At 59.7% G+C, this 12,019-nt stretch carries 6 protein-coding genes; 1 reads left to right on the top strand and 5 read right to left on the bottom strand.

Annotated elements, in window-relative coordinates:
* Positions 1–4: 4 nt before the first annotated feature.
* Positions 5–811 (bottom strand): carbon-nitrogen hydrolase family protein, encoded by an 807-nt coding sequence (locus tag D3870_RS05675; protein ID WP_119737383.1) that lies wholly within the window; start codon positions 809–811, stop codon positions 5–7.
* An 11-nt stretch (positions 812–822) separates the two neighbouring features.
* Positions 823–5,013 carry a YhdP family protein gene (locus tag D3870_RS05670; RefSeq protein ID WP_119737381.1) on the bottom strand — a complete coding sequence of 1,397 codons (4,191 nt, stop codon included), beginning with the start codon at positions 5,011–5,013 and terminating at the stop codon, positions 823–825.
* Between the two features lie 238 nt (positions 5,014–5,251).
* Between D3870_RS05670 and glnE the strand changes: the two genes are divergently transcribed.
* A complete protein-coding gene (glnE, locus tag D3870_RS05665; protein WP_242490043.1) occupies positions 5,252–7,915 on the top strand; it encodes a bifunctional [glutamate--ammonia ligase]-adenylyl-L-tyrosine phosphorylase/[glutamate--ammonia-ligase] adenylyltransferase in 2,664 nt (887 codons plus the stop codon).
* Positions 7,916–7,990: 75 nt separating this feature from the next.
* On the opposite strand, the gene lepB is transcribed toward glnE, so the two are convergent.
* The 3 genes from lepB to tkt form a co-directional block, all read right to left on the bottom strand.
* A complete protein-coding gene (gene lepB / locus D3870_RS05660) occupies positions 7,991–8,671 on the bottom strand; it encodes a signal peptidase I (protein WP_119737378.1) in 681 nt (226 codons plus the stop codon).
* 172 nt (positions 8,672–8,843) lie between these two features.
* Entirely contained in the window at positions 8,844–9,854 is a 1,011-nt protein-coding gene (gene gap / locus D3870_RS05655; RefSeq protein WP_119737376.1) for a type I glyceraldehyde-3-phosphate dehydrogenase, read from the bottom strand.
* Positions 9,855–10,000: 146 nt separating this feature from the next.
* Positions 10,001–11,995: a transketolase gene (gene tkt / locus D3870_RS05650; RefSeq protein ID WP_119741735.1), complete on the bottom strand. Its 1,995-nt coding sequence runs from the start codon at positions 11,993–11,995 to the stop codon at positions 10,001–10,003.
* Positions 11,996–12,019: the final 24 nt, after the last annotated feature.

The following is a 12,019-nucleotide window of genomic DNA, read 5'->3' as shown; positions in this document are numbered from 1 at the left end:
GCGGTCACAGCTTGCGATGTTTCAACGCCGGCAAGCTTTCACGCACATTACCGAGACGCTGCAGCTCGATCTCCCCGATCACCACACCCTCTCCCTCGGGCAGCACGGACTTGATGTCGCCCCACGGATCGATCAGCATGCTGTGCCCCCAAGTGCGACGACCGTTCGGATGCACGCCGCCCTGCGCGGACGCGAGTACATAGCACTGGTTCTCGATGGCGCGGGCGCGCAGCAGTATTTCCCAATGCGCCTTGCCGGTGGTCCAGGTGAAGGCAGCGGGCAGCACGATCAACGTGCAATCGCCCATGGCGCGATAGAGTTCGGGAAAACGCAGGTCGTAGCACACCGACAGCCCGACCTTCCCGAACGGCGCATCGAACGTCGCGACCTTGGCGCCGTGGACGATGGTGCGCGCCTCATCGTACGACTCCGCCCCCTTCGTGAAGCTGAACAGATGAATCTTGTCATACCGGATGACGTGTTCGCCAGACGGGTTGTAGACCATCATGGTGTTGAGCACCTTGCCGGCTTCGGGCGCGACCATCGGCATGGTTCCGCCGATCAGCCACACGCCGTTCTCGCGCGCGGCATCCGACATGAATTTCTGGATGGGGCCGGCATCGAGCCGTTCGGCGTGAGCGATTTTGTCGGTTTCCTGCATGCCCATCACGGGCCAGTATTCAGGCAGCAGCACAAGCTGCGCGCCCTCCTGCGCCGCTTGTGCGATCAGTCGGCGTGCCACGGCAAGATTCTCGTCAACATGTGGCGTGGATACCATCTGTACCGCAGCAAGCTTGATCACACCTTCCATCGAACCTCTCCTTAACCGGGCTTTGCGGATTCCGTCACCGGATCGGCCGCCGGACTGCCCATCTTTCGCGCAAGCTTGGTCACGACCGGCTCCTTCCACGGACCGGTCACCTGATATTCGAACGTGAATGCCTTCATCAAGGGGTCACGCAGGAACAGCTGCGCAAGAAAAGTCCCCACACCGATGACCGGATTGACCGCGAGCCCATAGACAACCGATGCCGCACCGACATTGATTTCCGGGATGACCGCGACATGCAGATTTTGCGATTCCCTTCCGATATCCGCCGTGCCGTCGATCAGGACGGTGGCGGCGACACCGCGCATCTTGAAGCTGTCGGTCTTCGCCACACCGTTCGTGATCGATGCCGCCGCAGTGATGCCATCGAATGCGAAGCCTTCTGAAAACACATCGCGGAAATCGAGGGCCAAGCGGCGCGGCAAGGCCTGCATGTTCAACACGCCCAGCAGCTTGGCAGCACTCGGGTCGACTTTCAGAAATTGGCCGGATGCGATATCCATATGAAAATTACCCGACAGGCTTGGCACATCGAGAGCGAAAGGCTGCCCCTTCCAGCTGATTTCACCTTCCATTTTCCCCTTGCCACCGCGCAGCACATTGGCAAAACCGAAGCGTTCCAGAAGCTTGCCGGCATCCGCGACATAGAGCGTATATGACAGGTTGGAGACGCTGTGGTTATCCTGCTTCGCCCATTTGCCGGAGGCTTTCAGTTCGCCATCGGGATTGCTGATCAACAATTTGCTGATGCGCCATTCGCGCCCGGCGCTGCCGCGTGCATTGTCGGCAGCCAACTCGATATGACCGAACTTCTTGCCGAACAGCTCGAAGTTCTCGGCAACGATATCGAGCCCCGGCATCTGCGTCGCTTCGTTCTTGCCTTCCAGCAGTTCGCTGACGTCCGATGCAGCCGATTTCGGAATGACGAGCGAGGCGAGGCGCGCCGTGACGCGCCCCAGGCCGCGGCCGGAGCGCGACTGATTCCATGTGAGATAACCGGAGGCCTGCTCCGAATCGATGTTGGCCTGCCACACGCCTTTTTGATGCGAAGCGCCGACCACCACGTTGTCGAGCTTCTTGCCCATAACGATCAACTCGGTGGCGCGCGCGGCCAGCACTTCCGGTTCGATGTATTGACCGATACCCAGGACGTCGGCCTGCCTGTCCTGCTCAGCCGGCAGCCCCTCGCCCACGATCGCCTCCACGGCGCGTCCCCATTCATCGATGTTGAGCGTCTTCAGGTTGACGTTGGCGATCAAGCCATTGTCCGGCTGCGGGGCAGGAACATTCACCCCGATACCGCCCCGCACGACGCGCCATTCCGCACCTTTCTCGGTCGATTTCTGGCGCTCGTAGCGGACCGCAATCGCGGAACCCAAAGCGAGTTTCATTTCGTCGCGCAAGAACGACGCCTCATTCGAGGACACTCCGGTCAGCTCGAACTTCAGCGGCATGGTTTCGTGCGCCCCCTTGCGCAGCGGCGCGGGGAAATCAAGCGCCAGCCCGGCAAGATTCGACTCGACGACGACCTCGGGCTGATGATTCCTGACCCTGATCGCGGTACTGTAGCGGGCGCTGCCGGCAATACGCTCCGACAGGCGCTGCATCGCCGACGTGGGGTACGCCTTGCGCAGCCCGTCGGACGTCACAGTACCCTCGGCCTTGACCAACACGCCACTGTCGCGCTGCATGCCGCCGGTGAGTGCGACGGGCCCGCCGACGAAACTGGCCTTGATGCCGTTCAAGTTGAATCCCTTTTCATGGAATTCCAGCTTGCCGCTGGTACCGGCGAGCGACGGCATGGCATTGAACAGCGTCACGTTGTTGTTGATGAATTGCAGCGTGCCCTTGACTCTGGCCTCGTCCATGTGCGCCAGCGGCAGTTCGAGCTTCAACGCGAGTTTGGCGTTCCCGCTCGCCTTCGTCTCTTCGGTGAAGTGCCCGATCCATTCTGCAACCGGACTGTCGTTGGCATAGCCCACGAAATCCTGCAGCGACCCGGCGGCATCGCCGCTGATCTCGAGCAGCCCCTCAGGCACCGCCAGATCATCGATCACCGCGATCACGTTGGAGAGTGCGGCGCCATGGGTCTTGGCACTATCGCCGCGGATTTCCATTCGGCTGCGGTCGAAGGCGATGGTGCCATTGATGTCTTCCAGCAAGGGCCAGAATGGCGCTTTGCCATCCTTCGCAAAATGGCCGGGCGTGTAATTCAACTTGCCGTCCTTGATCCTGCCGAACACGCTGAATTCGCCCTTCGGTTTTTCGCCGGCAACGCGCGCATGGAAAGGAAAATCCGCCAGATCGCCTTTCACCTTGATTCGCACGTCCTCCGCCGCACCACCGACCAGCGCACCGGTCAGCCACTCGCGCAGACTCGCCGGAGTATTCAAGGGCAGAAAACTCCCCACGCGTGTCACGTCCAGTCCCGTCACCTTTCCTGTCATATCGATGACACCCGGCGTCTTCGCTTGCTGCGAATTCAGCGGCATCAGGTGCCTGCCGGACAGCGAACCCGACAAGGTGCCCTGCTCAAATTCAAGGTTGCGCACATCGAGCAGCAATTGGTCGTTGTCCTGGAACGCCCAATTGGCCTGCATGTTCAAGCGGTCGAACGGCATGCTCGGCTCGGCAAAGTATCCGGGAAACTGCAATTGGATCTTGTCGGAGACGAGACGGATGCTGCCTCCCTTGTCGTTCGCATCCACCTCGCCCGTCAGATTCTCGAAACCCGGTATGCCGGGCACTGCGGCCTGGGCCGCAGTCTTGCCGCTCCTGGGCCTGGCCGGGCGCGGCGCTTGCGGGGCCAGGGAAAGCCCCTCAAACCGGCCCTTCGCGCTGTACGAGGAAATCTGCGGATACTTGCCCTGCCACTGCACCGAAAAATCCTGCAAAACTCCTTGCGGTGCAAAGTCCGTCAGCATCTGCCTCTGCTCTGCAGATATCGGCAGGCGCTCGCCAAACTCAGCCAGGGTCTTCAGATCAAGCCGCCTGGCGATGATCGCCGTCTTTTCCGGCTTGCCTTTCCGCTCCGGCGTAAAGCTTTCGCTGATGGTTGTCGGCGGCAACACCAGTCCGTCATCAGTGCGCAGGGAAAAGTCCGTCAACGCGATCGCATGGCCATTCATGCCGAAGGTTGGCGTGCCATCCTCGCTATCCGGATTGAAGTCCTCTTTCACCGATACTCGTCCATCGACTTGCGCAAGATTCAACGGCGCAAGGTCCTTTCGCAGGCGGGCAGAAACGTTTGCCAGCGACAGATCCGCCGTGAAATTGGCCACCTTGGCGTGATCGAAATCGAGCCATGCGCGCACCGAGCCCCTGCCCTGCCCGAGTTCAATCGGATAATCGACATAGGGTTTCCAGGCGGTCAAGTCGGCGTTCTCCAGATCGGCATACAGCTCGCCCTTCCAACGCATGGGGTCGGAGATGCTGCGGCTGAAGCGCGGATGGACGAACGCGGCACGGACGTCGAGCGGCGCGGAAAACCCGGCGGGCGGCGTTGCCTTCAAGGCAAACTCATGGTGACGCCATTGGTTTCGCAACACGAGATCGACACCGTTGAGCACGACTTCGGGCGCGCCGCGCTTGTCGTCCTTCCAGCGCAGGGTGCCTCCGCGGATTGCAATTTCATGCTGCGACAGGACCCAGTCCGCCGCCGTCGAATCACCGCCGCTCTTGTGCATGTCGATGAAGATGCCTGCGACGTAAAGATTGCCCGCTGCATCGCGCCGCACATCCATTTCGGGCTGGCGCACTTCAAGCCTGTGGAGCCGCAAGTCGCCGACCAGCACCGACAGCCACGACACCGTCACGGAAACTTTCGGCAATCTCAGTGTTTCATTGCCGGATTTATCATGGATGGCGACATTGTCCAGCGCCAGTTGCGGCCTCAGGCCATCCCATGACGCGTTGATGCCGGCAATCGATACCTTGTTGCCGATGACATGCGTGGCCATGTTCTCGACATCCGCCTTGTAGTTGTCGATATTGGGCAGAACGACGTACCGCAAGCCGAGGAAAAGCGCGCAAAACACAAAATAGACGACCACCAGCGACTTGAGCAGGAAGCCCAAGGCATGGTGCGTAACGGCATTGAAAGCGCGGTATTGCTGCTGTATGACTTTCCAGCAAGCGGCGGCGCGACCGATCGTCTGATTTGAAATAGGTTGATCGTTGGACATCAGGCAGAAAAGCGTGCACCTGTACCAGGCGTAAAATGAATTTTGTTAAAGCGCGAACAACATGTTCACATGACCGCGCCGGCTCAGGTTGCGTCGGCTCAGTTATGATGTGACGCAGGCATTAATATGGGTAGCCAAATCGGCCTGCCAAGGTCATCTTAACAATTATCCCCTGACATTCGTGATCCGATCTCTTTTGACCAGCAACATTGCCTCCCGGTTCTATGCGCGTTGGCTGATGGGCGATCCTGCCCGCGCAGATGCGGTGGCGAATCGTAGCAAATTATCCATCGGCCCTACGGATTTTTCCGATCTCTTACAAAAGGAAACAGACGCCGGCCTGCCTTTGCCGCGCGCGATGCGACGGGTGCGCAATCTGGTACTGGCAAGCTTGATCGAACGCGAGTTGAGCGGCCGTTCCAATCTGGAGGAAGTGCTGACGACAATCAGCGCGTTCGCCGATTTTGCGGTGCAGACACATGTCGCCGCCCTCTCTGCGGAGATGATCACGGCGCATGGCACGCCGATCGGCAACGAATCGGGTGCACCGCAGGAATTGATCGTGCTCGGAATGGGAAAGCTCGGCGGCTTCGAGCTCAACGTGTCCTCCGACATCGACCTGATTTTCGTTTACCCGGAGAATGGCGAAACCCAGACCACGTCGCCGGATCAACGGCAATTGTCGAATCACGAATTTTTCACCTTGCTGGGCAAGAAGCTGATCGGCGCAATTTCCGAAATCACGGAAGACGGCTTTACTTTCCGTGTGGACATGGCGTTGCGTCCGAACGGCGCGTCGGGCCCGCTCGCCGCCAGCTTCGGCATGGTCGAGGAATACCTGATCGTGCAAGGCCGCGAGTGGGAACGCTACGCATGGGTCAAGGCGCGTGCCATCACCGGCCTTCCCTCCGACATCGCGGTCCTCGACCAGATCGTGCGGCCGTTCGTATACCGCCGTTATCTGGACTACGGCGCGATCGAGGCAATGCGAAAGATGCATGCGCAGATCCGCGCCGAAGTCACGCGACAGGAAGTCCGCCATCCGGACCGCAGCAATAACGTGAAGCTCGGACGCGGCGGCATACGCGAGATCGAGTTCCTGGCGCAGGTGTTTCAGCTCATTCGCGGCGGCCGCGACAGCGAACTGCGCGACCGTTCGACGCGCATCACGCTGAACACGCTGGCACGGAAGAACCTGCTGACGACCGCGGAAGTAGAGCAATTGCTGGATGCGTACACTTTTCTCCGCAATCTCGAGCATCGTCTGCAATATCTCGACGATGCGCAGACCCACACCTTCCCGGCAAACCCCGCCGACCGGCTGACGGTGGCGCAGATGATGGGCTTTACCGACGTGGAATCGCTGCTGGAAGAACTGGACGCCCATCGCGCAGTCGTCGCCGCGCAATTCGATTCCATCTTCAGCGACAAGGGACAGCCCGCTTCCAGCGCACCGCACGACGCCGTTGCCGCGCAAGCGCACTTGTCCGAGACGGACACCCGGGAAAACATCGAAGCGCGCCTGAGCGCACTCGGTTTCCAGGAACCGGCTTCAGCCGCACACCGGCTGCAACTGACATTGCAATCCCCACGTCTGCAGTCATTGCCGGAGAACAGCCGAAACAAACTGATCGGGCTGATCAATACCGCTCTGCACAGCATCGACGCCAATGCGAGCGCGCGCGATGCGACACTGGGCCGTTTACTGGATTTCCTTGAAGCGATCGCGCGCCGCGCAGCGTATCTCGCATTGCTCACCGAATATCCGCATACGCTGGAACGCGTGATCCGCATGATGAATGCGAGTGATTGGGCGGCGAAATATCTGACGCGACATCCGATTCTGCTCGACGAGTTGCTGGACGACCGTACGCTGAAGGCGGCACCCGACTGGCCATCGTTCGCGCTGGAATGCCAGCGCCAGCTGGATGCCGCGGGTGACGATACCGAACACAAGATGAACGTGTTGCGTGATCTGCATCATGCGCAACTGTTCCGCCTGCTGGCGCAGGATCTGGAAGGCGATCTGACGGTGGAGAAGCTGGCCGACCACCTGTCGGCACTGGCCGATGTGCTGGTGGCGGCGACGATCCAGGCTGTTTGGCAGACAATGCCGCACCGGCACCGTGAAACGCCGCGATTCGCGGTCATCGCCTACGGCAAGCTCGGCGGCAAGGAACTTGGCTACGTCTCCGATCTGGATGTGATTTTCCTGTTCGACGACGACCATCCTGATGCACCCATGCATTACGCCAAACTGGCGCAACGTTTCATCACCTGGATGACCAGCCACACGCCCGCCGGCATCCTGTTTGACATCGACATCGCGCTGCGCCCCGACGGCGCGAGCGGCTTGCTGGTGTCAAAACTGTCCGCCTTCGAAAAATACCAGATGGAATCCGCGTGGGTATGGGAGCATCAGGCGCTGACGCGCGCCCGCTTCTGCGCGGGCGATGCGGCCATCGGGGCCCGTTTCGAGGCAATTCGTGAAACGGTTTTGCGCCAGCCCCGCGAAGCGGAAAAGCTCAGGCAAGAAGTCCTGTCGATGCGCAAGAAGATGCACGAGGGGCATCCGAACCGCTCGGCGCAATTCGACCTCAAGCATGACGACGGCGGCATGATCGACATCGAATTCATCGTCCAGTTCCTGGTGCTGCGCCATGCTGCGCAATATCCGCAATTGACGGCTGATATCGGCAATATCGCATTGCTGAAACTGTGCGGCGAGCTGGGCTTGATCGATCGCGGATTGGCGGGCGATACCGCAGATGCGTACCGCACGTATCGGAAATTGCAACACCAGATCAGACTGCAAGGGGAAGAACGCGCGCGGGTCGCGAGTGACAGGATTGCAAGCGAGGCGGCGACGGTCAAGCGGCTTTGGGCATCGATATTCGACTGATTCTGCGCAAGCACCGAGTTGACGGCGGCGGTATCCGATCCCGTTGCCAATGGCACGCAGTATCAATCCGTGCGGTCAATTCAGCGCCACGCCGAATCTTTCCATTCGGGGCAAATAATAATTCTCCGCATCAAGCGAAAGTATCACGCGCTCGACCTGCCCCGTCAGCAGCTCACGCTTGATGAAGCCGATGTAGCGCGAATCCTTGCTGTTGTTGCGGTTGTCGCCCAATACAAGGTAGGCACCGGCAGGCACCGTCACCGCACGAAAGGAACGCAGAGCTTTTCGCTGCGGCATCAGCAGGATAGTGCGTTGATGACCGAAGATGCGTTCATTCAGCGTCACTTGCGGATCGCGATAGTCCGGGACAAGTCGGGCAGCGACGGTTTCTTCGGCAACGGTATAGGTCGCTTGCACGCCATTGACGAGCAATTCGTCGTCGCGCATTTCCACCACGTCGCCGGGTACGGCCACCACGCGCTTGACGAGACGGATGCCGTCTTCGGGCGAGGTAAACGTGACAATATCGCCGCGCTGCGGGTCGGCGATGCGCTTGACGATCACATCAGTGAAGGGAATCTTGAGGTCGTATGCCAACCGGTTGGACAGTACCCGGTCGCCGATCAGTACGGTCGGGTACATGGAGCCAGACGGAACGCCATACCAGTCAGCGATGGCGCTGCGAAGCATGATCATGCAGAGGACCAGGGCTATAAACCACTTGTGTTCCGCGATCAGCTCTCTGATTGCCCGCATACGCGTCCCGTGATGAACGGCGCGGCAACGTCACATCGATACAGCATGGCGCTGCCCACGCCAGCGTTGCCCAAACAACGATTCAATATATCAAAATAACAAAACGCCCCATCGTGTGGGGCGTTTGTCATCCGTCGCTACGCATGGAGGCATCCATGCTTGCTGTCAGAGATTATTTTGCAGCCATCAATGCAACAGTGGTATCCAGCATGCGGTTGGAGAAGCCCCACTCGTTGTCATACCACGAGGACACTTTCACCAGACGACCGGACACCTTGGTCAGGGTCGCGTCGAAATTGCTCGATGCCGGATTGTGGTTGAAATCCACGGAGACGAGCGGTTCGGTTTGATAGGTCAGGATGCCCTTCAACGCACCGTCGGACGCTTCCTTCATGATCGCATTGATTTCATCGACGGTCGTGTCGCGCGCGGCGATGAAGGACAGGTCAACGATGGAGACGTTGATGGTCGGAACGCGGATCGCGTAGCCGTCCAGCTTGCCGTTCAGTTCCGGTAGCACGAGGCCGACAGCGGCTGCGGCACCGGTCTTGGTCGGGATCATCGACTGGGTGGCGGAACGGGCGCGGCGCAGGTCTTCGTGCATCACGTCGGTCAGCACCTGGTCATTGGTGTAAGCATGGACCGTGGTCATCAAGCCGTTGACCACGCCGATCTTGTCGTGCAGCGGCTTGACCAGCGGCGCGAGGCAGTTGGTGGTGCACGATGCGTTGGAGATCACGGTGTCGGAGGCCTTCAGCACCTTCTCGTTGACGCCGAACACGACGGTCGCATCCACGTCCTTGCCACCCGGTGCGGAAATGATGACTTTCTTCGCGCCGCCTTTCAGGTGGGCCGATGCCTTTTCCTTGGTGGTGAAGAAGCCGGTGCATTCGAGCACGACGTCAACATTCAGCTCGCCCCATGGGATTTCAGCCGGATTGCGTTGCGCGAAGACCTTGATCTTGTCGCCGTTGACGATCATGAAATCGCCATCGACTTCAACCGTGCCCGGGAACTTGCCGTGCGCCGTGTCGTAGCGGGTCAGGTGCGCGTTGGATTGCGCATTGCCGAGATCGTTGATCGCAACGATCTGGATGTCATTTTTCTTGCCGCCTTCGTAATGCGCACGAAGGATGTTGCGACCGATACGGCCATAGCCGTTGATTGCGACGCGAATGGTCATGGTTTTCTCCTGAATGAAAAAGCAAGGTAATCATTCAGCCCCCTCCCCTTCAAAGGGAGGGTTGGGTGGGGATGGGTCACGCATGGCTGAAAACCCATCCCCCACCCAGCCTCCGCCTTGAAGGGGGAGGAGCTGGAAATATCAAATCAAACTAAAACCGATTTCACAGTCTCCACGACGCGCTCGGTCGTGAAGCCGAAATGCTTGAACAGCACACCCGCCGGTGCGGATTCGCCGAAGGTATCGATACCCACCACTGCACCTTCAAGGCCGACATACTTGTGCCAGAAGGCGGTCACGCCGGCTTCCACCGCGACACGCGGCAGGCCCTTCGGCAACACACTGGTCTTGTATGCCGCATCCTGGCGATCGAATACGTCCGTGCTCGGCATCGACACCACGCGCACCGGGATTCCCTGCTTCGCCAGTTCATCTGCTGCCTTGACCGCCAGCTCCACTTCAGACCCTGTGGCGATCAGCACCGCCTTCGCACCTGCCGCATCGCGCAGCACGTAAGCGCCCTTGTCGATGTTCGCGATCTGATCCGCATTGCGCTCCATGAACGGCAGGTTCTGGCGCGAGAAGATCAAGGTGCTCGGACCGTCCTTGCGCTTGACTGCATTTTTCCATGCGATTGCCGATTCCACGGTGTCGCACGGACGCCAGTTGTCCAGTTGCGGGATCAGGCGCAGGCTCGACACGTGCTCGACCGACTGGTGCGTCGGGCCGTCTTCGCCCAGGCCGATCGAATCATGTGTGAACACGAAGATCGAGCGCGTCTTCATCAGCGCCGCCATGCGGATCGCATTGCGGCTGTAATCCGAGAACGTGAGGAAGGTAGCGCCGAACGGAATGAAACCGCCATGCAACGCGATGCCGTTCATCACGGCCGACATGCCGAACTCGCGCACGCCGTAATTGATGTGATTGCCCGGCTGGTCGGCGCGGACGGCAACGGACTCCTTCCAGTTGGTCAGGTTCGAGCCGGTCAGGTCGGCGGAACCGCCGAGAAACTCCGGCAATACCTGTGCCAACGCCTGGATCGCGTTCTGGCTGGCCTTGCGAGTGGCAATCGTTTCCTTCTTCTCGACGCAGGAGGCGATGTATGCCTCGACCGCAGCATCGAGATTGCCCGGCAGTTCGCCTTTCATGCGGCGCACCAACTCGCCGGCTTCTTGCGGATAGCGCTCGCCATAGGCCTTGAACAAGGCGTCCCACTCCCCTTCCAGCTTGCTGCCTGTCTCTTTCGCATTCCATGCGGAATAGACATCGGACGGAATCTCGAATGGTGCATTGGCCCAGTCGATCGCTTCGCGCGTTGCGGCGATTTCCTTGTCGCCCAGCGCGGCACCATGCACCTTGTCGGTACCCTGCATATTGGGCGCGCCTTTGCCGATGACCGTCTTGCAGCAGATCAAGGTCGGCTTGTCCGATGTCTTCGCCTGCGCGATGGCAGCGTTGACCGCATCGACATTGTGTCCATCGACATCGCGGATCACGTTCCAGTGATATGCCTCGAAACGCTTCGGCGTGTCATCCAGGAACCAGCCATCCACCTTGCCGTCGATCGAAATGCCGTTGTCGTCGTACAGGGCAATCAGCCTGGACAGGCGCAGCGTGCCGGCCAGCGAGCATGCCTCATGCGAGATGCCTTCCATCAGGCAACCATCGCCAAGGAGCACATAGGTGTGGTGATCGACCACGTCGAAACCCGGCTTGTTGAATTCGGCGGCGAGCAATTTTTCCGCCAGCGCCATGCCGACCGCATTGGTCAAGCCCTGTCCCAGCGGGCCGGTCGTGGTTTCGATGCCTGGCGTGATGTGCACTTCCGGATGGCCCGGAGTCTTCGAATGCAGTTGACGGAAATTCCTGATTTCCTCCATCGACAGGTCGTAACCTGTCAAATGCAGCAATGCATAGTGCAGCATCGAACCGTGGCCATTGGACACCACGAAGCGGTCGCGATTGACCCAGTGCGGATTGGCCGGATTGTGACGATAATGCTTGCCCCACAGTGCAACGGCAATTTCCGCCATCCCCATCGGCATGCCGGGATGGCCGGAATTTGCCTTTTGTACTGCATCCATTGCCAATGCGCGGATTGCATTGGCCATCTTGGTAGTCGGGAGCGTGGAAGTCATGTTTTTCAGCGTAAGTGGCGGGTC

This window comes from Noviherbaspirillum cavernae (assembly GCF_003590875.1).
Taxonomy (GTDB): Bacteria; Pseudomonadota; Gammaproteobacteria; order Burkholderiales; family Burkholderiaceae_D; genus Noviherbaspirillum; species Noviherbaspirillum cavernae.
Note: the sequence above shows the minus strand (reverse complement) of the source record. Positions and strands in the feature narration are given on the sequence as shown.

Excerpts from the sequence above, each read along its gene's own strand:
- D3870_RS05675 (WP_119737383.1), bottom strand. The coding sequence starts at position 811 with ATGGAAGGTGTGATCAAGCTTGCTGCGGTACAGATGGTATCCACGCCA.
- D3870_RS05670 (WP_119737381.1), bottom strand. The coding sequence starts at position 5,013 with ATGTCCAACGATCAACCTATTTCAAATCAGACGATCGGTCGCGCCGCC.
- glnE (WP_242490043.1), top strand. The coding sequence starts at position 5,252 with ATGGGCGATCCTGCCCGCGCAGATGCGGTGGCGAATCGTAGCAAATTA.
- lepB (WP_119737378.1), bottom strand. The coding sequence starts at position 8,671 with ATGCGGGCAATCAGAGAGCTGATCGCGGAACACAAGTGGTTTATAGCC.
- gap (WP_119737376.1), bottom strand. The coding sequence starts at position 9,854 with ATGACCATTCGCGTCGCAATCAACGGCTATGGCCGTATCGGTCGCAAC.
- tkt (WP_119741735.1), bottom strand. The coding sequence starts at position 11,995 with ATGACTTCCACGCTCCCGACTACCAAGATGGCCAATGCAATCCGCGCA.